Below are 22,864 nucleotides of genomic sequence, written 5' to 3' on the forward strand. Positions count from 1 at the left end.
CCTCACAGGTTCAGAAACCTGTGAGGTCTTTTTATTTTTTATATTAAGAGTTTTCCATTTAGTCGCGTAATTTTACGACTTTCGGCTTAATCCTGCAAAATTTTAAACCATTTCGGCGTTTAAGACACCCACTTGTACCATACATTCCTTCATCATTTTGTAGGTTCTTTCAATATCATTATCCAAACCTATAGAGAAACGTATGAGTCCATCACTTAGTCCCATTTCTTTCTGTTCTTCTTCAGGGATCTCAGAAGAGGTGGAAGTTCCCGGTGCGCTGAAAAGTGTTTTATAAAAACCAAGACTTACGGCAAGATATCCCAGGTTGCGTTTCTGCATTAGTTCCATAAGCTCATTGGCTTTATCAAGAGAACCTACATCGATAGTGAGCATGCCGCCAAAACCATAAGTTTCATTCATCATTTTCTTAAAAACTCCATGGCCGGGATGGGATTTCAATCCGGGATAAACAGTTTTGAATTCGTCTTCCTGGAATTTTTTAGCAAGGAACATCGCATTATGGCTGTGCTGTTTCATGCGAATATGAAGTGTCCTGAGATTTTTCAGGATTGATGCTGCCCTAAGGCTATCCATCGTAGGTCCTAACAACATAGCTGCTCCATCATTCACATTCCTTAGGTCATTGATAAAATCTTTGGTTCCACAAACCACTCCGCCAACGGTGTCGCTGCTGCCATTTATGAATTTTGTAAGGCTATGGATCACTACATCAGCACCCAGTTTTGCCGGACTTATAGAAAGTGGTGAAAATGTATTATCCACAACCAGTTTGAGATTGTGGGCTACTGATATTTTTGAAAGAATCTCCAGATCGGCGATCTCCAGTAATGGGTTGCTAACACTTTCGCAATACAGCACTTTGGTACTCTTCTGAATTGCTGCCTCAACGGCTTCAGTTTTTGTAATGTCCACAAAAGTGGTTTTGATCCCGAATTTTGGGGCAAAATTCTTTAGAAAGGCATAGGTTCCTCCGTAAACAGTTCTGCTGCACACAATATGATCTCCGGCATTGCAGAGTTGCATCAGTACCGAAGTGATCGCACCCATTCCGGAAGCAGCCACATTAGCTGTTTCTGTGCCTTCCATTGCTGCAAGAGCTTCTCCCAGATATAAGTTAGAAGGGGAGGAGTGACGTGAATATAAATAACAACCTTCCGCATTTCCTTCAAATGTATCAAACATGGTCTTTGCGGAAAGGAAAGTATAGGTAGAGGAATCAGAAATAGATGGATTTACTCCACCAAATTCCCCAAAATATTGTAGATCCTGAATACGTTCTGCCGGTTTATATTTCATAATTGTAGTTTTATACAACTAAAATTCCTTAGAATCACTGGTAAAAACAATGATTGTCATCATGTTTAGAAAATAAATCTACTAAAGGTTTATATTTCAGTTTTAAAATCTATTTTTAATTGAGATTTAACCGGCTTACCGAATATTTATAAGAATATGAAAATTGATGAGATAGATAAAAGGATCCTGAGACATCTTCAACAGGACAGCAAAAAGACTAATAAAGAGATCGCAAACGATCTTATGCTTTCGGTAACTGCTGTTTATGAAAGAATCAGAAAACTTGAAAGGGAAGGGGTTGTTTCAAAATATGTTGCCTTGTTGGATCCGGAGAAGGTAGAAAAAGGTTTCATGGTGCTTTGCCAGATCAAACTCATTCAACATAAAAAAGATTTCCTGACTAAATTCGAAAAGGAAATCACCAGTCTGCCTGAAGTGATCGAATGCCTTCACGTAAGCGGCGATTACGATTATATCCTTAAAGTGCTGGTAAAGGACATGGATGCCTACCGTGAATTTATGGTCACTAAACTTACCAATCTGGATCATATTGGAAGTACCAAGAGCATCTTTACCATAAATAAAGTAAAGCAAAGTACTGTGATTAATTTGTAAGATTAGATTTCCACTTTCCGGCTTTTGAGCCTTGAATTCAGAAATTAAATCCCAGATTCCCAAAGCAGGAAGATTCACTAATGAATTAGGCTTAAGGCCAAGCTTAAATATCAAAATTCAAACTAAGCTTTTTGTGGGCTTTAAGCGGTTTTAAAATTCGTTCTACTCTTATACAACACACCAGGATATTCATTTGCCTTGAATTTTACAGATATTCAGTGTGAGACAATCATTAAACCTAACGGCATCACACTACTTTTCCCAGATAGATGCTATTTATCTTTAAAATCGATCCAATCTTAATTAAAAGCAAAAAAAACCGGGAAAACGATAAAAAGCTGTATATTAAGAAAGTTATGAAAAATCACCGAAAGGGCGCATAATATGATGTTATGCGACTATCTATCTTTTAATTCCATAAAAAATATTTAAAATTTTAACAATTTGATTTTAATATGATCGAACAAAAAAGTCAGTCACAAGAACTTCTGGAGAGAAGAAAAAATATAGTGGCAAACGGGGTTGGCGTTTTTAATACAGCCACAGTGAAACAAGCAAAAGGAGCAATTATCACTGATGTAGATGGCCGTGAGCTTATAGATTTCGCAGGAGGTATAGGTGTAGTAAATGCAGGCCATTGTCCTGAGCCGGTGGTGGAAGCTATTCGTGAACAGGCTGGAAAATATCTGCACACCAGTTTTAATGTAGTGACTTATGAACCCTATATAAAACTCTGTGAGGAGCTGGCCGAGATACTTCCGCATGGTGAGAAAACCAAAGCCATGCTTATTAGTACCGGGGCAGAAGCCGTTGAGAATGCTATTAAGATAGCGCGCCAGGCTACAAAGAGACCCGCAATATTGTGTTATACAGAAGCCTATCATGGTCGTACCCTGATGGCGATGAGTCTTACCAGTAAAGTGAATTATAAATTTTCTTCAGGACCTTTTGCGCCTGAAGTTTACCGTATCCCTTTTCCTAATTTCTATAAATACAGCGGAACACAGGATATGGATGATTTTGTAGAAACTGAGCTAAATCGACTCCGGGAAAGTGCCCACAGCATGGTAGACATTAACAGTGTGGCTGCAATTATCATTGAACCTATCCAGGGAGAGGGTGGTTTTAACCCTGTGCCTCAGAAATACCTGGAAGGATTACGGTCATTTTGTGATGAACATGGCGTGTTGCTAATAATGGATGAGATCCAGAGTGGCTTTTGCCGAACCGGGCATTGGGCCAGCTGGCAACATTATAATGTACAGCCGGATATTAGTACCTATGCCAAGTCCCTTGGATCTGGTTTACCAATAGCAGCAGTTCTTGGTAGGGCAGAAATTATGGATGCGGCAGGTCCGGGCACTATAGGTGGAACCTATATTGGTAGCCCTGTTTGTTGTGCTGCAGCCCTTGCCACCATACAGTATATGAAGGATCTTAATTTAAATGAAAAGGCAATTCATATTGGTGAAATAGTCACTGATAGAATGAGGAAACTTCAGAAGGAGTTCTCTGATATAGGTGATGTTAGAGGCGTTGGTGCAATGATAGGAATTGAATTCGTGAAAGATAATGACCCCGGAAAACCAAACGGTGAACTTTGCGATAAAATTGTGAAAGGATGTGCTGAAGATGGTTTAGTTCTATTAAGCGCGGGAACCTTTAAAAATGTGATAAGGATACTTTCTCCCCTTGTAATTTCAGACGAGCATCTAAATAAAGGTCTCGATATTCTGGAAGATCAGATCAGAAAAAATATAGGATAGATAAACTGAATTGAGTCAGTTCTGGAAAGAGTGACGAAAAAACCATGGGCAGTAAGCTAATTCAGTTTAAACCTATTAACCATTAAATATAATAATTAAAAGTAATGAATCCATTCGCAATTGCAGGAATACAAATGAAAGTCTCAGCGGTCGCTCCCAATGTGGAGATGATGAAGCTGAAACTTGATATTACCATGAGCCTTTATCCATGGGTAGATATGGTGGTATTTAGTGAGTTATGCGGATATGGCCCATTAACCCATACCGCGCAGGAAATACCTGGAGAATTTGAACAGGAGATGTGCAAAATGGCCAGAAAGCATAATGTCTGGTTGCTACCGGGTTCTATTTTTGAAAAATCTGAAGGTAATATCTATAATACGGCCACGGTAATTAACCCGGAAGGGGAAGTGGTAACGCGCTACAGAAAAATGTTTCCTTTTTATCCCTATGAAGTAGGGGTAACTCCGGGATCAGAATTTTGTGTATTTGACGTGCCCGGGGTTGCAAAATTTGGTTTGTCTATCTGCTACGATATGTGGTTTCCTGAAACCGTGCGTACCCTAACAGTTATGGGAGCAGAGGTAATTCTGCATCCAACCATGACGGGAACCATAGACAGAGAAATTGAATTATCTATAGTCAGGGCCATGGCAGCGGTTAATCAATGTTACTTTTTTGACGTAAACGGATTGGAATCAGGTGGAAGCGGTAGATCTATAGTATGCGGCCCAGATGGACGTGTTATCTATCAGGCAGAAGGGAATGAAGAAATCTTTCCGCTGGAATTAAATATAGACAGAGTAAGAAGAAGCAGGGAGCTTGGAATACTTAGACTGGGCCAGCCCTTAAAGAGTTTCAGGGATCATATAGGCCAGTTTGGAATCTATCAGCATGGTGCACAATTACCTTACCTCAATTCACTTGGGCCACTTATAAAACCAACCAAACTCGATACCCTGTCGAAATTAAAAATGCAGGAAAATGAATATGAGCCTCCTGCGAACCCTACAGGTTATAAGGGCTTTAACGAACTATAATATAGAAAACCATGGGCGGAACAACATCAAAGAGAAAAAAGAAAGAAACCAATAAAGGCATTATAAGCTGGTTTGAGATCCCGGCGATCAATTTTCAGCAATCGGTTGATTTCTACAATGAGATCTTCGGAATTGAGATGGAAAAGAACTTTGATGATAATTATGCCATGGCTTTTTTTCCAATTAATAATGGAATAGGAGGGGCCATAGTAAAAGGCCCTGGCTCTACACCAAGTGACACAGGGCCTCTGTTATATCTTAATGCAGGCAAAGATTTAAATACTATTCTGGAAAAGGTAGAACCTGCAGGGGGAAGGATCGTAATGACCAAAACCCTTATCAATAAAGAATCAGGCTATTTTGCAATTTTCATTGATTCTGAAGGAAACAAACTTGCCCTACATTCTAACAAATAAAATTTATGCAAGAAAATAAATCGAATAGTTCATATCATTATAATGTTGCTCAACTCCGGCTGGAGTCCTGGAACAATTTAAAGAGTGAGTCTACAAAACTGGAAAAATGTAACCGGGGGTCTTCAGAAGAAAAAAACCTTCAGAAAAGCCTTCGTGGGTTATTAAAAGACATTGAGGTTATAGAGAGCTATTTCGCGTTTCCGGGGATCTTACGTTTAAGAACTCTCAACGAAATGCTGGACAGGCAGGAGCATACTGCCCTCACGAATAAAATAGCTGAGATCACCAAACATCTGGTAAGTGACAGGTATAGAAGTAATCCTGATTTAATGGAGGATGATGATCAGGGTGTAGAAACTTCAGAAAGAGGTGAGCATCCTGAAGGTATTAAGAAGAACTATTTTGAAGTTTTATTTGTAGAGGATATTTCGTTTCACGAGGAATGCAAACTTCGTAACGATCTTAAAGATCTTAGGGGTTCTAACGAACAATTCAATTACGGGATTGTGGTGCAACGCTCTTTTGAAGATGCATTGATCGCTTTACACTTTAATTATAATATTCAGGCCGTGGTAGTGCGCTATGCGCCGCCTTATCATTCCAAGAAGTTAACTCCAACCTTAAAGCCTTTTATTCAAAAAGTTTTAAACCTGGATCTTGCCTCAAAGCCTTCATCTGAACTGGGACCCGTTCTGGGAGATCTTGTGAAGAAATTCAGACCAGAACTTGATACTTATTATGTAACAGATACTGCGCTTGGAAAACTTAAGGATACGACCTTAAAAACTTTCAGGAGGATCTTTTACAGGACTGAAGATCTTCAGGAATTGCACCTGACTATCTTAAGAGGAATTTGCGAGCGCTATGAAACTCCGTTCTTTTCAGCTTTAAAAGAATATAGTAAAAAACCTACCGGTATATTTCATGCGATGCCTATCTCAAGAGGTAATTCGGTTTTTAAGTCAAGATGGATCAATGATTTCGGTAATTTCTACGGAAGAAATATGTTCCTTGCTGAGACTTCTTCCACCACGGGCGGTTTGGATTCCTTACTGCAGCCAACCGGATCTCTAAAGAAGGCACAAAAGATGGCCAGCGATGCTTATGGTTCGTTGAATACCTTTTTTGTGACCAATGGAACTTCAACTGCAAACAAGATCGTAGTTCAGGCCCTGGTAAAACCTGGTGATGTTATCCTGATCGACAGGGACTGCCATAAATCACATCACTACGGATTGGTCCTTTCCGGAGCATATCCTGTTTATCTCGATTCGTATCCTATAGAAGAATATTCAATGTATGGAGCGGTACCACTGGAGCAGATAAAGGAAAAGCTTCTTCGCTTGAAAAAGGAAGGAAGACTGGACCTGGTAAAAATGTTATTGCTAACCAACTGTACCTTTGATGGCCTTGTTTACAATGTAGAAAAAGTGATGCAGGAAATTCTGGCGATTAAGCCAGATATGGTCTTTTTATGGGATGAGGCATGGTTCGCTTTTGCAGGGTTTACCTACAATTATAAGCAAAGAACAGGAATGTTCGTTGCCAAAAAGCTACATGAAAAATACAATAGCAGTGCTTATAGAGAAGAGTATGAAGAACATGTAACGAACCTGAAGAAAGATGAGATCCCAAGGCTGCCAGATCCTGATAAAGTAAGGATTAGGGTTTATTCCACTCAGAGTACACACAAAACTTTGAGTAGCTTCCGTCAGGGTTCCATGATACATATCTGGGACGAAGATTTCAGAAGAAAGAGTGAAAATACCTTTATGGAAGCTTATATGACGCATACTTCCACCTCCCCTAATTATCAAATGCTGGCTTCATTAGATGTTGGCAGAAGACAGGTTCAGTTTGAAGGCTATGAGCTTGTGGAAAAAAGTATTGAAATGGCCATGGTGCTTCGTGCAAAAATAAATGACCACCCAAGGCTTAATAAATATTTTGATGTGTTGACCGTGAGTGATTTTATTCCTGCGGAACTCCGTAAATCAGGACTATCTGAATACTATACCTCGAAGGAGGGCTGGAACAGAATGGAAACTGCCTGGGAGAAGGATGAATTTGTACTGGATCCTACGAAGATCACGCTTCATATTGGACGTACCGGAGTTGACGGTGATACCTTCAAGAACAAATATTTGATGGATAAGTTCAATATCCAGATCAATAAAACCTCAAGGAATACGGTGCTGTTTATGACCAATATCGGTACCACCCGTGGAAGTGTTACTTACCTTACTAATGCGCTGCTAAAGATCGCAGATGAACTGGATAAGGAGTTGCTTTCCCTGAGTTCGAAAGAAAGTAAAATTCGTGAGGAAAGGATCTATTCTTTAACCAAAGATTTCCCCCCATTACCTGATTTTAGTTATTTCCATAATTCCTTTCAGGCAGTGCCGGGAGTACCTGGAGGAAATATCAGGGAGGCTTTTTTCCTGGCCTACAATGAGGAAAATTATGAGTATATGCCATTAGAAGAATGTTTGCCTGCTATGGAAAACGACAGGACTTTAGTAGCCTCGTCCTTTATTATTCCTTATCCACCCGGATTTCCTGTGCTTGTTCCTGGCCAGGTAGTGAGTAAAGAGATCATTAGATTCCTAACGGCATTAGATGTTTCAGAAATTCACGGTTATCGTGCTGATCTGGGATTGAGAATTTTTAAGGAAAATGTGCTGAACAGGCAAAAAACCGTAACCTCAATGGGGGCGATGGGAAATGTTAAAAAGAAGAAATTAATTAAATAATAAAGCATTATGGATAATAAGAAACCAAAAACAACTAAAGATAAAAAGACCAAATCTGCAATTAAAACAGGTTCAGACAGGACCAAAATTCCTATCCGGGGAAAGTCTGATAATTCTAAAAAGCAAACGCCGAAAGCTAAACCACAACCTGCTGCAAAAAAATCGAGAGCGAAGGCTAAACCTGCAGCTTCCAAGGCAAAAGGCACTAAACCAGCTGTGAAAAAAGCTGTTTCGAAAAAGTCTGAATTAAATGGAGTTTCAGATATCAGAAGGTCTTTTCATAAAAATGAGGAACCTCTTTATTTTATTAGTGCTACCAATTTCAATCTATTAGGAGCTGATGAATGGATCAAAGGTTTCAAATTCATTACTTATATCGAATGTTTTGACGGATTGCATCCAAATGTATTTTCTCCAAAACAGGAAATTCCGCATGATGATTTTGAAGGAATAGAAGATATCAACAACTATTTGCTTCAGCATCCTGAAGTGCAGGATTATCTCAAGACAAGATCTGTAGATGGCAGGCCAGGAAAAGCAATGTTTCTTATGTTCAATGAAGAAACAGAACGACTTGCAGATAAACTTGGGCTTGAGATAATGTTCCCTAGTGCCGAGATGAGAACCTTCCTTGATAATAAGGTGAATACCAATAGAATTGCTGAGAGAGCAGGAGTTTCTTGCGTTCCTTATGTGCTTTCAAAAGTGAATGATTATGAACACCTAAAAGAAGTTTCTAAAGAACTTGGTGAACAACTGGTAATACAAACTCCGTTTGGGGATTCAGGGCATACTACTTTCTTTATATCCAATGAGGAAGAATATCAAAAATACGCCGAAGAGATCGAGGCTGAAGATGAAGTAAAGATCATGAAGCGTATTCGTTGCAGAGGTTCTGCGATTGAAGCTTGTGTAACGCGTCATGGGACTATTGTAGCCCCTTTGATGACAGAGTTGGTTGGCTTTAAAGAACTAACGCCTTATGAAGGTGGTTGGTGTGGTAACGAGATCTATCCCAATGCATTTACGCCTGAACTAAGACAGAAAGCAATCGAGAATACACAGTTGTTTGGAGATCAGTTACGTGAAGAAGGCTACAAAGGTTATTTTGAGCTTGATTTTCTAATAGATCAGGATAACGGTGAGATATATCTGGGGGAACTTAATCCTCGAGTAACCGGAGCGAGTTCCATTACAAACCATGCGGTTTTTGCACTTGCTGATGCTCCGCTATTCGTTTTTCATATCCTGGAATGGATGGATATTGAATATGAGCTGGACATCGATGCAATCAACAAGCGTTGGTCTAATCAGGAAAACCTTGATGGCTGGAGCCAGTTAATTGTAAAACATACTGAAGATACTGTAGAGTATGTAACTGGAGCACCAAGATCAGGAATATGGAGAATGTATGATACCGGTCATATCCAGTATGATAGAATGGATACACACCGTAGAGCTGTGGAAAATGAAAATGAAGCATTCTTTTTAAGGATTTCCAAAAAAGGAGATTACCTGTATGAGGGAGCCGATATGGGAATTCTGGTAACCAGAGGACGTATGATGACAGATGATTTTAAACTTAACAACAGGGCGAAGCACTGGATCAAAGCGATTCGTTCACAGTATACATCTGAAATGGTAGAGGATAAGAAGAAGCCAAACCTGTCTGGAACATTAACGAAATAAAATTTTTATTTTAACAGGCTGTCCTGAAAAATCGAGCTACTTTGTCCAAATGTTTTTCTAATTAGCTGGTGGAAAAATCAGCTAGTAAAAGATCAGCAAAAGAAATTTATGCAATTACATTTTAATGCAATTTCTGAACCCGGTTTGCCGGGAAAGAAATGGCGAAAATTATATAATATCCACTGGGCAGCCTACAGGCTCTGGCTCGATTCTAAAAAAAAGGATTATGAGCCAGACTTAAAAACATCTCAGGCGGCGCTCAAAAAATATATGCCGGAAATGTGGCCCACCTATAAACGCCTATGTAAAATTGCAAAGGCAGATGAGGTGGGAGCCAGGTTTTTGACCGGTTTCCAGCCACCGGCCTATTTAAGCGCCTGTTCTAATGCTGTAATCTCAGGAGATGAAATCCAGTTGGTGAGGAATTATGATTATCATCCTGATCTTATGGAAGGCACACAGTTACTAAGTGCCTGGAATGGAAAAAAAGTCATCGGGACCAGTGATTGCCTTATTGGATTATTAGATGGAATGAATGAAGACGGACTGGCCGTATCCCTCACTTTTGGGGGACGAAAAGAAGTTGGTGAAGGTTTTGGGATTCCATTTATTTTAAGGTATGTGCTTGAATTTTGCAGTAATGTTGAAGAAGCTGTAGCAGCCTTAATTCGTATTCCTTCCCATATGTCATATAATGTAACTGCTGTGGATAAAACGGGAGCCTTTAAGACCGTTCGTCTTGCACCAGATAGAGAACCTGTTGTTACTAACGCCGCGTTTACCACTAATCATCAGGGTTTTGTTGACTGGCCGGAGAATGCTGCTTTTAATAAAACACTTGAGCGTTCTTCTTTTTTGGAGAAGATGTTAGCTACAAAAGGGATGGATGCAGCTAAAATCGTAGACGCATTTCAAAAAAAACCTTTGTATAATAAGCGTTTTAAAGAAGGATTTGGCACACTGTTCACAGCCGTATATCGCCCTGGAGAAGGTATCGTGGAGATGCGCTGGCCTGGTATAAAGGTCAGTCAGACTTTTTATAGTTTCCAGGAGCAATTCAAATTGATCGAGTTTGAACAGACTTCTGAAAGGCCTGTAAAAATATTCGAGGATGAGCTTTCAAATCCATATGAATGGAAGAAAACAGTTTCGGGCTACCTCTCAAATTCACTGGCAGAGGGATACCCTTCCGTAGATAAAAAACAAGTTGAACAATGGCGTGGAGAATTAATTAACAAAGGAGAGATATCCTGGGAGGTCCTTGCCGATTTCTGGTCAAAAAAAGTAACAAAATACTGGGTGGCCAGGGATAATTAGATTTTAATTGATTTGCTTTTTAAGCATTATTATTAATAACAGTCTAATAAGGTTTCAGGTTTTTTAATGATCTAATATCGTATTACTAGTAAGATAGGTTACTGAAATAAATTCAGCAATACTAATCCTAAAAGATGGCTAAAAGCAAATACCCTAAAACCTTTGCATAGCGAAGCTTTATATATCAAATAAACAAATGGAATTTAATAGCGTTAACCCATATAATGGAGAGCAGGTAGGTAAATATATTGGTCATACCAGTGATGAACTGGATGAAGCATTGAACAGATCATCTGGAGCTTTTAAAACCTGGCATAATAAACCAATATCTTATCGTACAGGTTTGATCAAAAAAGCCGGACAGGTACTTCGGGATAATCTTGAAGAATATGCTCAGATGATCACATCTGAAATGGGAAAACCAATTTCAGAATCTCGAGCCGAAGTGAATAAATGTGCCTGGGTTTGTGATTACTATGCAGAAAATGCCGAAACCTTTCTTTCTCCCGAAGTAATAAAAACTGATGCTAGCCAGAGTTTTGTAAGACATGATCCCATAGGGGCTGTCTTTGCTATTATGCCATGGAATTTTCCTTTCTGGCAGGTCTTTAGGTTTGCAGCGCCAACTTTAACCGCCGGGAATACTGGTTTATTGAAACATGCACCGAACGTTTTTGGTTGTGCGGTGAAAATTGAAGAAGTTTTTACCAGGGCCGGATTTCCGGAAGGCGTATTTCAGAATCTGATAGTTCACCACGATCAAACGGAAAAGATCATAGCACATGATGCTGTAAAAGCAATCACCCTAACGGGAAGTGAGATGGCAGGATCTGCTGTTGCTCAAATTGCCGGGAAATATATTAAAAAAAGTTTGCTGGAACTAGGAGGCAACAACTCCTTTATTGTGTTGGAAGATGCTGATATAGATCTTGCGGTAAAGACCGCGGTTTCTGCCAGAATGCTTAATTGTGGACAGAGTTGTATCGCGGCAAAACGCTTTATTTTAGTAGAATCTATACACGATGAGTTCGTATCTAAATTTACCGATGCCGTAAAAAACCTGAAAACAGGAGATACAAAAGATGGGGCTACCCAGGTAGGACCTCTTGCAAGAAAAGATCTGGCAGATCAACTTAACCGTCAGGTAAACGAGTCTGTTTCGCAAGGAGCAAAGTTACTTGTGGGAGGAAAACAGGATAATTGTTTTCATGAACCTACTATCCTGGGAAATGTGAAACCAGGAATGATCGCTTTTGATGAAGAAACCTTCGGACCTTTAGCTGCGATAATTAAAGTTAAAGATGTAGACGAAGCTTTCGCATTATCTGAACAGTCAAAATTTGGACTTGGGGTTAGTGTTTTTACAAAAGACACCGCAAAAGCTGTGGAATATGCTTCCCGGGTTTCTGACGGAGCCTTTTTTATAAATGAATTGGTGAAGTCGGATCCCAGATTGCCCTTTGGAGGTACGAAACGATCTGGTTACGGACGTGAATTAGCAAAAGATGGAATGATGGAATTTGTGAATAAAAAGGTGGTTTATGTCAAAGCTTAAAACCAGGAAGGTTAGTGTTAACTAAATTATTATATTAAAAATAATACCTCTTAGGGAACTCAGAACTTAATATTGGTCATTGTAGAGAATAGTCGTATTTTTACCGTCAATTTGTAAAAAAAATCAGTAAAACAGACAATTATGAGTACATATGATGTTGCAGTTATAGGATCAGGACCCGGTGGATATGTAGCCGCCATTCGTTGCGCCCAACTGGGTATGAAAACTGCAATCATAGAAAAATATTCCACGCTTGGTGGAACCTGTCTTAATGTGGGATGTATCCCAAGTAAGGCACTTTTAGATTCTTCTCACCACTATCATGATGCTATCGCGCATTTTGAGGAGCACGGAATTGAAATTCCTGGTGAAGTGAAACTAAACCTTGAAAAAATGATGGAACGTAAATCTTCTGTGGTAAGTCAGACATGTGACGGGGTGAAGTTCCTAATGGATAAGAACAAGATTGATGTTATTCAAGGCGTTGGTTCCTTCAAGGATAAGACTCACATTAACATTGAAAAAGATGGTGAGACAAAAACGATTGAAGCGAAAAAGATAATTATCGCAACCGGTTCCAAGCCTGCAAATCTTCCGTTCATTGATCTTGATAAGGAGCGAGTAATTACTTCTACTGAGGCTTTAACGCTGAAGGAAGTTCCAAAACACATGATCGTAATTGGTGGAGGAGTTATTGGTCTTGAGCTTGGTCAGGTATATCGTCGTCTTGGTGCTGAGGTTACGGTAGTGGAATTCCTTGACAGGATCATCCCAACTATGGATAGCGCTCTTTCTAGAGAACTTCAGAAAGTATTGAAGAAGCAGGGAATCAAATTCCATGTAAGTACCAAGGTGAAGTCTGTTGAAAGAAACGGAGATGAGATCATTATTAAAGCTGATGATAAGAAGGATAAAGAGATCGAACTTAAAGGTGATTATTGCCTTGTTTCAGTAGGTCGTCGTCCTTATACTGATGGATTAAATGCTGAAGCCGCCGGAGTAGAACTTGATGATAAAGGAAGAGTAAAAGTGAACGATCATCTTCAAACGAACGTAGATAACATCTATGCCATCGGGGATGTGGTACGCGGAGCTATGCTAGCTCATAAAGCTGAAGAAGAGGGAACCATGGTTGCTGAATTAATTGCTGGCCAGAAACCCCATATTGATTATAACCTTATTCCAGGTGTTGTTTATACCTGGCCTGAAGTTGCCGCGGTTGGAAAAACCGAAGAGCAATTGAAGGAAGAAGGAGTAAAATATAAGGAAGGTAAATTCCCAATGCGTGCGCTTGGACGTTCAAGAGCCAGTGGTGATATTGATGGATTGATCAAAATTCTTGCCGATGAAAAGACCGATGAGGTTCTTGGAGTTCATATGATAGGAGCCAGAACAGCAGATCTTATTGCTGAAGCGGTGAGTGCGATGGAATTCAGAGCGTCTGCCGAGGATATTTCAAGAATGAGTCATGCTCATCCAACATATGCAGAAGCGGTTAAAGAAGCTGCTCTTGCTGCAACAGAGAACAGACCTTTACATATCTAATTATATAATATAAGTTAGAAGATAAATTGAAGCCTCGCCAAAAGCGGGGCTTTTTTATTGAAATTTCACCAGGTGATTTATAACATTCTCTTTATAGGTACGGCTTATGGGAAGAGATTTATTTTGGATGATCACCTCTTCATTTGAATAAGATTCAATTTTATCAATGGCGATAATAAAAGAACGATGGATCCTCATGAATTTTGACCCGGGTAATTTTGATTCAATACTGGAAATTGTTTCCCTGGTTACTTTTGTGCCTTCAGTAGTTTCAATTTTAAGATAATCGCTTAGACTCTCGATCCACAGGATCTTATCAAAATCCAGTTTGTGCATTTTACGGTCGATCTTTATAAAAATGAAGCTAGCTGCCTTATTTTCATGGCTCTCTCCATTTTTAGAAGGTGAATGCACCTGTTGAAAATTATTCACTGCATCCAGAATTCTTTCAAAGGAAATAGGTTTTAAAAGGTAGTCTACTGCGTGAAGATCAAAACCTTCTATGGCGTATTCCCTGTATGCGGTAGTGAAAATAATTTTGATCTTCTTGTTTATAGATTTAGCGAATGAGATCCCCGAAATTCCGGGCATATTGATATCCAGAAAAATCAGATCAATGGTTTCAGAATTGATCATATTAAAAGCCTCTGTGGCATTTCTGCAACGGCCAATAACTTCAATATGATCGATCTTAGAAAGGTGATTTTCCAGGATATCCAAAGCCACCGGCTCGTCATCTACTATGATACATTTTATCTTATGTGACATTCACAGGCTCTTTTAAAATACTTAGCTTAAGGTAAACTTTAAAACTGTATTCAGAATTTCTGATCTTAAGTTCATGATTTTCGGGATATAAAATATCAAGTCGTCTTTTAATATTCTGCAGGCCAATACCATCGGATCCTTCTTCAATTTCGGAAAATTTTGAATTCGATATCTCAAATTCCAGGTTGCCATAATGAATTTTAAGTTTTATGTGAATTTGAAGTTCACCCCGGCTATCTCTGCCATGTTTAAAACTGTTTTCAACAAATGGAAGTAAAAGCATTGGTGCGATCTCCATGTCCGGAGGAATAGGGTCACATTCAAAATCTATTTTTAAAGTATCCCGAAAGCGTTTCTTCTCAAGATCAATATAATTCTTAATATGATTGATCTCATCCTCAAGCTTAACCAGTGGTTTTTTGGTCTGATATAGTATATAATCCAGTAGTTCTGAAAGCTGTAGTATCATTTCAGAAGTTTGAATATGATTGGAAAGGCTAAGTCCATAAATAGTGTTAAGCGTATTAAAGAGAAAGTGCGGATGTATCTGCATTTTCAAATACTGAAGTTCCTGATCTTTCAGTTTGAGCTGAGCTTCCAGGATCCGGTTTTTCAGTTCTTCATTTTTTGCTGAAGCGGAATAATTGTATTTCAAAAGGCTAAAAGCAGAAGCGATCGCGACTACCAGGTAGACACTGATCAAGATATAAATAAGACTTTTGGTTAGCGGAAAGTTTTCCTGATAACCATAACCTATGGTCAGAAATATTCCGTAGAACGCCGAAATGGTGATATAGGAGGCTGAAATTAAGAAAGCAGCCAGTGTGTATAGTGTAAATGGCAGGTATTTTTTCGGAATAAGATAATCGGGTATCAATTTATAAATAAACACATAGGTGGTCCCAATCGTTACCGGAAGAAAGAATGCAGAGAATGTAATAATGGTCTTAAAACTCGCTCCTTCAAAGCCGAAGAAAAAAGTAAAAAACAGAAGAACCACAAGCCAGAACAGGCTATGTAGTAGTATTCTCTTTCCTAGTTCTAAAAATGCTCCTGCGATTTTCATTAATAGATAAAAATGTGACTAAAATATTTAAGAAGAAAATATTTGCGACAAATTACCATTTTAAAAGGCTGGATAACGTTGAAAAGTAATTTGAATAGCTTTACACCAATTATTAGGTTATAAAGCAAATAAAACCAGCAGTTCATCTCATTAATTTATAATCAGAGGACTTCTTATATAATTTTGAAACTGCAAACCAATAAAACTAAGCAATGATCACATTCACATTAAGTATAATATTACTCCAGGAGAAAGGTTTTTTTGATCAGTTATTTGCGAGAATCCATGAAGGTGGACCTCTTGCGATGAGTTTGATTCTAATTTCATTTCTGCTAATCCTTTTTTTGGTCGTACGTTCAGCGATGAAACTTAAATCACCTGCCCATGTATTTCAAAAATCAATTAGCCTGATTAATCAGCTGTCATTACTTGCTTTAGTGATAGGTTTATTTGCACAGTTCATCGGACTAATTCAAATCTTTGATGCTTTTGAAGCTCTTGGGGATATAAGTCCTGCATTATTTGCCGGAGGCTTAAAAGTAACGCTACTGGCTCCTTTATTTGGAGGTTTTACCTTTTTAATTGGCAGAATGGCCACTTTTATTTTAAACTGGATAAGAAATTCAGAATTAGATAAAGTTTCATCAATCTAAAATTGATCAGTTGAGAAGAGGCTTTTCTAAAGCCTCCTTCTTTATTTAATTCTCGATGAATTTATCTCTATATCAGCGCCTTTCCAGCTTTTAGCTATTTGCTGGTCCATTCTGTTTACATTTTGCTGATCATTAAGATTTTCATAGGCTAATCTCAAACCATGCTGAGCCCAGCCATTCTTTGGGAGCCTTCTCAGGTCTTCTTCATAAGTAGCAATCGCATCCCGATATTTTCCGGCTTCAATTTGTACCGCACCTAAATGATGCCTGACAGAAAAGAACCAGTCTGGCGGCTCATCATAATTGAGAGAATCTTCAATTTCCACGGCTTCCTTCAGTAAAGCTATGCTCTCATCATATTTTTTCTCATTAGCCAGTATTTCAGCTTTAAGAACTCTCCTGGCTATATGCATTAATGTAGATACTGAATTAATTTCCCAGATGCTTACTTCCTCAAGGCTTTTATTTTCTGACAGTTTTTCGAGCTTTTCCAGCATTTCATTAGCGTTATCCAGGTCATTATTTGCCATATAAGCCATTCCCTGGGCATAACTCTTGACCGCTTCCAGGTAGGGCAGGTCATAGGTCTTAAATTCTGAATTGATCAATTCATTCCAGCGCCCCAGTTTAACCTGTACATATAATGGAATCGAATAATAATGCTGCAGGGTCCCCCAGCCAGGTTCTTTCATAAGACCCGGGTGTACATGTTCAGACAGCTTATTGGCGCCGATCATCGCCCATTCACTATTGCCTTCCAGGGTGGCTGTAGCCGCCAGAAAATGATAATTATGCGGGTAATATGCCAACGGATAGGCTCCCTGTGCATGGCAGGCGCTTACATAAATACTGTCTACCTCCACAGCCCGGATATTCGCAATGGTTCCCTTATGATATTCTCCGGTCCTGATATAAACATGAGAAGGCATATGAACCAAATGTCCGGAACCCGGTACGAGTCCGTCGTCAAATGCCTTAGCGGAAGCGTTTGCTCTTTCTGGTGTATTAGAGGCTTCCACGGCATGTATGTAAAAGTGATTGGCTCCGGGGTGACTTGGATTCTTCTTTAAAATGTCTTCTAATAACCCCACAATTTCAGGAGTCCACTCCTTGGGATGGCCCTGCTTGTCAAAAAGTTGCCATGGATGTAAATTCATTAAAGATTCAGCATAGATGGCAGCGATATTCTCATCACCCGGATATTGTTGATGGACTTTTTTCATAGCCTGGCTGTAAGCAATATCGAGATCACCGCGGTCTTCCACAGGATCCTTTACATAGCGTTGGGCCATGGCATTGATTAGAGCGGCTTCTCTTTCAGATTCTGAACCCAGTTCTTTTGCTTTTTGTATCGCCTCATAGGCACGTTGATAGTTATCATCTTCCATACCCGCATTGTAATTCGGACCTAAGACATAGGCATAACCCCAATAGCACATCGCACATTCAGGGTCGAGTTTCGTCGCGTAATAAAATGATCGCGCTGCTTCGGCATGATTGAATCCGTAGGCCAGCACCAGCCCCTGATTGAAATATTGCTGAGCTTCCGCACTCTTTGTCTGGATAGGGTATTTAACAGCATCCAGCCCATCAAATAATGGAGCTTTGTTATCAGAATTATACCAATCTGCATCGGAGACTTGTGGAGCGCAACCGTATTTACTTTCCGGAGGTTCCTTTATACTGATCTTTTCCTGTTTATTTTCAGAGTTTTTACAGGCAAAGACCAAAAAAAGAAGAACCATGAATACTTTGATCTTCATGATTGAATGTTTTGGTTAGAAAAAATCCGGGGAGAGTCTTATAAAATTACAAAAACAGTACGAAAATTTATGATTTTCGTATAAGAACATTCACTACATTTAGTAGGTTAATTCTAAATTTTAGAAATCATGGGAAAAGAAAAATCACCGTCAAAGAATTCGGCTAAAAAAGAGCCGGTATTAAGCCTGAAAGAGAAGAGAGCTGCAAAAGCTGCGAAGAGAAAAAATAGAAGTTAGGGATTGGATAATTTTATTCTTTCGTCAAGCTGAACTTTTTTCAGCCTCTCATGAGATCCTGAATAAATTCAGGAAGACGACCATCGAGTAATTCGGAAGATCAAAAACAAAAAGGAGCGCTTTGGCGCTCCTTTATTATTATTTTCTTTTACGGTTGGCGTTCTTATCTCCCCGGGTCTTGGGTTTCTTATATTTCTTAGCGATCTCCCTTCGGTAGGATCCACCAAGATTTACCTTTTTGTTCTTATCCGTTTTCTCATGAAAAGCAGGTCCCGCTTCCTCACCCCCTTTATTAGGATTGTTGATCTCGATCGCCCTTGGTTTTTCTTCAGGAATTAATTCTGTTGCAATCTTTACTTCTTCTGGAAGTTCTACTCTGGGAATTTCCATTTTCATTAATTCCTCGATTGCATCTAAATATTCCAGTTCATTTTCAGTAGTAAATAATAAAGAATGGCCTTTTTTCTCAGCACGTCCCGTTCTACCAATCCTGTGCAGGTAATTTTCAGGATATCGGGGAGTGTCAAAATTTATTACATGCGAAATATTTTTAATATCAAGACCACGAGCCATTACATCGGTAGCGATCAGGATTCGGGATAAACCTCCATCAAAATCACTAACACTTTTCAATCTGTAATTCTGACTTTTACCTGTATGTACCAGGCTGGTTTCGCCCGGAAATTCTTCTGCTAAATTTTCATATAACCGGTCTGCGATACGTTTGTCTCCAATAAAAATGAGCACCTTTTGATAGGTTTCTTCATCCGCCAGTAATTGCTTTAAAAGATTAGCTTTTGTATAGAAATTCGGGATCAGATATCCCTGCTGATCAATGTTTTCTAGTGGTGTGCCACTTACGGCAACAGAGATCTTTTCCGGTGCTTTGAAATCGGCGTTAATCATTTCCTCTACAGTTTCAGTCATCGTAGCCGAAAACATGATGCTCTGCCTGTTAGACGGAAGTAATTCAATGATATTATTAACCTGGAATTTAAATCCCAGATCCAGCATTACATCAACTTCATCAATCACGAACTTCTGGATTGATTTCAGCTGGACCGCCCTTCTCAGAACCAGGTCGTATAGCCTCCTTGGAGTCGCCACAATTATATCCAGACCCCGCATTAGGTCCTGATGCTGAGTGTTTATGTTTACACCTCCGTAAACTCCTGCAACTCTCAGGTTGATATACTTTGCCAGCTTTTCAATTTCTTCTACCACCTGAACAACCAGTTCCCGGGTAGGAACCATAATAAGAATGCGCGGATTCTTCTGCTCCGAATATTTCAGCATTCTTAAAAGAGGTAAAAGGTAAGCAAAGGTCTTGCCTGTTCCCGTTTGTGCGATCCCAACCACATCCCTTCCAGCCATGATAGAGGAGAAAGCCTGTTCCTGGATGGGAGTGGGAGTCTGAAAATTCAGATCTTCCAGGGCATTGCGTAACGGAGTATTTAAATTTAAATCCTGAAAACTCAAAGTGCGTGGTTTAATTTCGTGCAAAGGTACGTCATGATACCCAATATTTTACCTGCTTTTCTGAAGTAAAACTCAGGCGATGCTTATTGTGTAGTCTGCATTGAATTCATTTGCAGCAGCCAGTTTTATAATTCCTTCCTTATTTTTCAGATTTTGATCTGTTCCTTCAACATCTGCAATCCCCAGCCATGGCTCAATACAAACATAAGGGGCACCGGGTTTTGCCCAGATCCCCAGGTTCTTAAAATCCTTATATTCTATAGAAAGTATCTTTCCATTTTTCCGGCTTACCAGATTAGCTTTTTTTGAGGCGATATCCTTGAAAATTAATGCATCATTTTCAAATATTTTTTTAGTTAGCCTGATTTTTCTCTCGTTATCCAGCACTGGTTCGGTTTTGTGACTTACAAGTCCCTCCTCATTCAGGATGAATCTGCTCAAATCCATATTCTGATCAAATTCTATGGAATAATCACTGATCTCTTCCTCTTCAAAAAGACAAATATTGAAAGCCGGATGACCTCCAAGGGAAAAATACATCGGTTCAGAATCCAGATTTATAATTTGATGTTTTAGCGTCAAAGATCTTCCGGTCAATTGGAAAGTAATTCTGAAATCAAATTTAAAAGGATACATTTTTAAGCTTTCTTCAGAATAAATGAGTTCAAAAACGAGCTGGTCTTTTGCTTTCTCTTTTAGCCTTACATTTTTATTATAACGTATAAACCCGTGTTTGGGTATTCTATATTCTGTGCCTTCATGGTAGAACTTGCTCTCTTTCAGAACTCCAATTATTGGAAAAAGATTGGGAGCATGGCTGGGCCATATCTCAGGGTTTGCCTGCCAGATATGCTCTTTCCCGGTTTCTTTATTAATAAGACTGCATAATTCGGCTCCGGTTTCCTGTACGGAGACCTTGATGAATTCATTTTCTACGGAATGCTTTTTCAAAACAAATTAATTTTTCCGAAAGTTACGATTCTATTAGCGGGCTTAAAACGCAAATAAACCGAACTTCTATTTTTTAGGTATTTTAGTCAAAAATTCTGTGAAAATGAAAAATATCCTTGCTTTTGCCGGTTCCAATAGTAGCGTATCTATCAACCAGCAACTTCTTGAAAATATTACAGGCCGTATTCAGGGGCATAATATTGAAATGATTAAGCTTACCGATTACCCTCTTCCTATTTACAGTAGGGATATTGAAGTGAATGAAGGTATTCCCGAAAATGTAAAGAAGATAAAGGAACTGATCGATTCCCATGATGCACTGGTAATTGCCGTGAATGAGCATAATGGGGCTTCTTCAGCATTCTTTAAAAACAATATAGACTGGCTTTCAAGGCTGAAACGGAATTTTCTTGAAGGCAAACAGATCTTGCTTTTTAGTACTTCCCCGGGTAAAAGAGGGGCTAAATCTTCACTGGAGTATTCCCGAGGGATATTTGTTCGTTTTGGAGGTAGGGTTGTAGAGAGTTTCAGCTTTCCTTCATTCAGGGACAATTTTCAGGAGGGAAAGGTAATTAACGAGGTGCTGGATATGGGAATTGATGATGTGCTTACTACCTTTGCCCATCAAATTGAGATTTAAGTGCGCACATCCAGAACATTTGCACAAGATGCTTTAAAATTCAAAGAAAAGTTACTCGCCTGGGGTAGTCGGTTTAATGAAATAGCCTGGCTGGACAGCAATGAATACGAACTGGAAACAGGCGAATTTGAGGCTATTCTGGCGGTAGAGGCTTTTACCGCTATTAAAACCGATCATATTAACGCCTTTGATAAACTCAAAGAATATCAGGAAACTACGGCCGACTGGATATTTGGTTATTTAAGCTATGACCTTAAAAATGACGTGGAAGATCTTACTTCTTCAAATTTTGACGGGCTTCATTTCCCCGATCTTTATTTTTTCCAGCCTCAAAAGCTGATTTTTATTAAGAATGATAAGATTGAATTTCATTACCTGCGAATGGTAGATGATGAGATTGAACAGGATTTTAAGGAAATATGTGATATGGAAGATGAGCTTGCTACTGAAAGAAAGGTAGTAAGCGTAACTCCACGCATCTCAAAAGAAGAATATAAAAACAAGGTGGAGTCTATGCTAAGGCATATTCATCGTGGAGATATATACGAAGCTAATTTCTGCCAGGAGTTTTATGCTGAGGATGCAGAAATTGATGCCCTTGATATTTATAAGGCGCTTAATAAAATATCAGCGCCTCCTTTTGCTGTTTATCTGAAGCTTGAAAATTTCAATCTTATTTCGGCCTCACCTGAACGTTATTTGAAGAAAAAAGCTAAAAATCTATTATCGCAGCCTATTAAAGGAACTGCCAGGCGTGCACCAGATGTGGAAGAAGATCTGAGAATTGCGGCTGAACTGGCGAGCGATCCCAAAGAACAATCTGAGAACGTTATGATCGTGGACCTGGTAAGGAACGATCTTTCGAGAATTGCCGAAAAAGGCAGTGTACAGGTAGATGAATTATGTAAGGTCTATACCTTCAGGCAGGTACATCAACTAATTTCCAGCGTTACAGCCAGACTGGCCGAAGGAATCCCTCCCGTTGAAGCCCTACGGAATAGTTTTCCTATGGGAAGCATGACCGGGGCCCCAAAGATCTCGGCTATGAAGATCATTGAGAAGCTAGAAGAATCCAAACGTGGACTTTATAGCGGGGCAGTGGGCTATTTCACTCCCGGGGGTGATTTTGATTTTAATGTAGTTATTAGAAGTATCCTTTATAATTCTGACAACAGATATTTATCGTTTTCGGTAGGGGGGGCGATCACCGCTAAATCTGATCCTGAAAAGGAATATGAAGAATGCCTTCTTAAAGCAAAAGCGATGCGTGAAGTGCTGAGCAATCTTTAACTCG

Annotated in this window: 18 protein-coding genes; 12 read left to right on the top strand and 6 right to left on the bottom strand. The window is 39.3% G+C overall.

Annotated elements, in window-relative coordinates; translation table 11 throughout:
* Positions 1-102: 102 nt before the first annotated feature.
* A complete protein-coding gene (locus tag LU635_RS15565) occupies positions 103-1,317 on the bottom strand; it encodes an aminotransferase class I/II-fold pyridoxal phosphate-dependent enzyme (protein ID WP_240100432.1) in 1,215 nt (404 codons plus the stop codon).
* Positions 1,318-1,473: 156 nt separating this feature from the next.
* Between LU635_RS15565 and LU635_RS15570 the strand changes: the two genes are divergently transcribed.
* The 9 genes from LU635_RS15570 to lpdA all read left to right on the top strand — a co-directional run bounded on the left by LU635_RS15570 (position 1,474) and on the right by lpdA (position 14,013).
* Complete coding sequence (locus tag LU635_RS15570; RefSeq protein ID WP_240100433.1) at positions 1,474-1,932, top strand: Lrp/AsnC family transcriptional regulator; 459 nt, start codon at positions 1,474-1,476, stop codon at positions 1,930-1,932.
* A gap of 455 nt (positions 1,933-2,387) precedes the next feature.
* Positions 2,388-3,698: an aspartate aminotransferase family protein gene (locus LU635_RS15575; protein WP_240100434.1), complete on the top strand. Its 1,311-nt coding sequence runs from the start codon at positions 2,388-2,390 to the stop codon at positions 3,696-3,698.
* A 104-nt stretch (positions 3,699-3,802) separates the two neighbouring features.
* The gene (locus tag LU635_RS15580) at positions 3,803-4,738 is read left to right on the top strand and encodes a carbon-nitrogen hydrolase family protein (protein ID WP_240100435.1); all 936 of its coding nucleotides are present in this window, start codon (positions 3,803-3,805) and stop codon (positions 4,736-4,738) included.
* 11 nt (positions 4,739-4,749) lie between these two features.
* The gene (locus LU635_RS15585; RefSeq protein ID WP_240100436.1) at positions 4,750-5,154 is read left to right on the top strand and encodes a VOC family protein; all 405 of its coding nucleotides are present in this window, start codon (positions 4,750-4,752) and stop codon (positions 5,152-5,154) included.
* A 5-nt stretch (positions 5,155-5,159) separates the two neighbouring features.
* Positions 5,160-7,907, top strand: a complete 2,748-nt coding sequence (locus tag LU635_RS15590; protein ID WP_240100437.1) for an aminotransferase class I/II-fold pyridoxal phosphate-dependent enzyme — start codon at positions 5,160-5,162, stop codon at positions 7,905-7,907.
* A gap of 9 nt (positions 7,908-7,916) precedes the next feature.
* Positions 7,917-9,596: a biotin carboxylase gene (locus tag LU635_RS15595; protein ID WP_240100438.1), complete on the top strand. Its 1,680-nt coding sequence runs from the start codon at positions 7,917-7,919 to the stop codon at positions 9,594-9,596.
* Positions 9,597-9,704: 108 nt separating this feature from the next.
* Positions 9,705-10,913: a C45 family autoproteolytic acyltransferase/hydrolase gene (locus tag LU635_RS15600; protein ID WP_240100439.1), complete on the top strand. Its 1,209-nt coding sequence runs from the start codon at positions 9,705-9,707 to the stop codon at positions 10,911-10,913.
* A gap of 196 nt (positions 10,914-11,109) precedes the next feature.
* Entirely contained in the window at positions 11,110-12,468 is a 1,359-nt protein-coding gene (locus LU635_RS15605; RefSeq protein ID WP_240100440.1) for an NAD-dependent succinate-semialdehyde dehydrogenase, read from the top strand.
* 141 nt (positions 12,469-12,609) lie between these two features.
* The gene (lpdA, locus tag LU635_RS15610) at positions 12,610-14,013 is read left to right on the top strand and encodes a dihydrolipoyl dehydrogenase (RefSeq protein WP_240100441.1); all 1,404 of its coding nucleotides are present in this window, start codon (positions 12,610-12,612) and stop codon (positions 14,011-14,013) included.
* 54 nt (positions 14,014-14,067) lie between these two features.
* Here the strand turns inward: lpdA and LU635_RS15615 are convergent, their stop codons facing one another.
* Both LU635_RS15615 and LU635_RS15620 read right to left on the bottom strand, forming a co-directional pair.
* Positions 14,068-14,781 (bottom strand): LytR/AlgR family response regulator transcription factor, encoded by a 714-nt coding sequence (locus tag LU635_RS15615; protein WP_240100442.1) that lies wholly within the window; start codon positions 14,779-14,781, stop codon positions 14,068-14,070.
* On the bottom strand, positions 14,771-15,847 hold the full coding sequence (locus LU635_RS15620; protein ID WP_240100443.1) for a sensor histidine kinase: 1,077 nt from the start codon (positions 15,845-15,847) through the stop codon (positions 14,771-14,773). Before LU635_RS15620 ends, LU635_RS15615 begins: the two co-directional genes overlap by 11 nt.
* A gap of 212 nt (positions 15,848-16,059) precedes the next feature.
* Here LU635_RS15620 and LU635_RS15625 point away from each other — a divergent pair, with 212 nt between their 5' ends.
* Entirely contained in the window at positions 16,060-16,500 is a 441-nt protein-coding gene (locus tag LU635_RS15625; protein ID WP_240100444.1) for a hypothetical protein, read from the top strand.
* A gap of 41 nt (positions 16,501-16,541) precedes the next feature.
* On the opposite strand, the gene LU635_RS15630 is transcribed toward LU635_RS15625, so the two are convergent.
* The 3 genes from LU635_RS15630 to LU635_RS15640 all read right to left on the bottom strand — a co-directional run bounded on the left by LU635_RS15630 (position 16,542) and on the right by LU635_RS15640 (position 20,930).
* Positions 16,542-18,263 (bottom strand): tetratricopeptide repeat protein, encoded by a 1,722-nt coding sequence (locus tag LU635_RS15630; RefSeq protein ID WP_240100445.1) that lies wholly within the window; start codon positions 18,261-18,263, stop codon positions 16,542-16,544.
* Positions 18,264-18,638: 375 nt separating this feature from the next.
* Positions 18,639-19,979, bottom strand: a complete 1,341-nt coding sequence (locus LU635_RS15635; RefSeq protein ID WP_240100446.1) for a DEAD/DEAH box helicase — start codon at positions 19,977-19,979, stop codon at positions 18,639-18,641.
* A 72-nt stretch (positions 19,980-20,051) separates the two neighbouring features.
* Entirely contained in the window at positions 20,052-20,930 is an 879-nt protein-coding gene (locus LU635_RS15640; protein WP_240100447.1) for an aldose 1-epimerase family protein, read from the bottom strand.
* A 103-nt stretch (positions 20,931-21,033) separates the two neighbouring features.
* On the opposite strand from LU635_RS15640, the gene LU635_RS15645 reads away from it, so the two are divergent.
* Together LU635_RS15645 and pabB are read left to right on the top strand one after the other, a co-directional pair.
* Positions 21,034-21,570 carry an NADPH-dependent FMN reductase gene (locus tag LU635_RS15645; RefSeq protein ID WP_240100448.1) on the top strand — a complete coding sequence of 179 codons (537 nt, stop codon included), beginning with the start codon at positions 21,034-21,036 and terminating at the stop codon, positions 21,568-21,570.
* On the top strand, positions 21,571-22,860 hold the full coding sequence (gene pabB, locus LU635_RS15650) for an aminodeoxychorismate synthase component I (RefSeq protein WP_240100449.1): 1,290 nt from the start codon (positions 21,571-21,573) through the stop codon (positions 22,858-22,860).
* Positions 22,861-22,864: the final 4 nt, after the last annotated feature.

The sequence above is a fragment of the Christiangramia crocea genome (assembly GCF_022410465.1).
GTDB lineage: Bacteria > Bacteroidota > Bacteroidia > Flavobacteriales > Flavobacteriaceae > Christiangramia > Christiangramia crocea.

Coding starts and splice junctions, on each gene's coding strand:
- LU635_RS15600 (WP_240100439.1), top strand. CDS start 9,705: ATGCAATTACATTTTAATGCAATTTCTGAACCCGGTTTGCCGGGAAAG.
- LU635_RS15645 (WP_240100448.1), top strand. CDS start 21,034: ATGAAAAATATCCTTGCTTTTGCCGGTTCCAATAGTAGCGTATCTATC.
- LU635_RS15630 (WP_240100445.1), bottom strand. CDS start 18,263: ATGAAGATCAAAGTATTCATGGTTCTTCTTTTTTTGGTCTTTGCCTGT.
- LU635_RS15565 (WP_240100432.1), bottom strand. CDS start 1,317: ATGAAATATAAACCGGCAGAACGTATTCAGGATCTACAATATTTTGGG.
- LU635_RS15605 (WP_240100440.1), top strand. CDS start 11,110: ATGGAATTTAATAGCGTTAACCCATATAATGGAGAGCAGGTAGGTAAA.
- LU635_RS15595 (WP_240100438.1), top strand. CDS start 7,917: ATGGATAATAAGAAACCAAAAACAACTAAAGATAAAAAGACCAAATCT.
- LU635_RS15615 (WP_240100442.1), bottom strand. CDS start 14,781: ATGTCACATAAGATAAAATGTATCATAGTAGATGACGAGCCGGTGGCT.
- LU635_RS15590 (WP_240100437.1), top strand. CDS start 5,160: ATGCAAGAAAATAAATCGAATAGTTCATATCATTATAATGTTGCTCAA.
- LU635_RS15580 (WP_240100435.1), top strand. CDS start 3,803: ATGAATCCATTCGCAATTGCAGGAATACAAATGAAAGTCTCAGCGGTC.
- LU635_RS15625 (WP_240100444.1), top strand. CDS start 16,060: ATGATCACATTCACATTAAGTATAATATTACTCCAGGAGAAAGGTTTT.
- LU635_RS15620 (WP_240100443.1), bottom strand. CDS start 15,847: ATGAAAATCGCAGGAGCATTTTTAGAACTAGGAAAGAGAATACTACTA.
- LU635_RS15575 (WP_240100434.1), top strand. CDS start 2,388: ATGATCGAACAAAAAAGTCAGTCACAAGAACTTCTGGAGAGAAGAAAA.
- LU635_RS15585 (WP_240100436.1), top strand. CDS start 4,750: ATGGGCGGAACAACATCAAAGAGAAAAAAGAAAGAAACCAATAAAGGC.
- lpdA (WP_240100441.1), top strand. CDS start 12,610: ATGAGTACATATGATGTTGCAGTTATAGGATCAGGACCCGGTGGATAT.
- LU635_RS15570 (WP_240100433.1), top strand. CDS start 1,474: ATGAAAATTGATGAGATAGATAAAAGGATCCTGAGACATCTTCAACAG.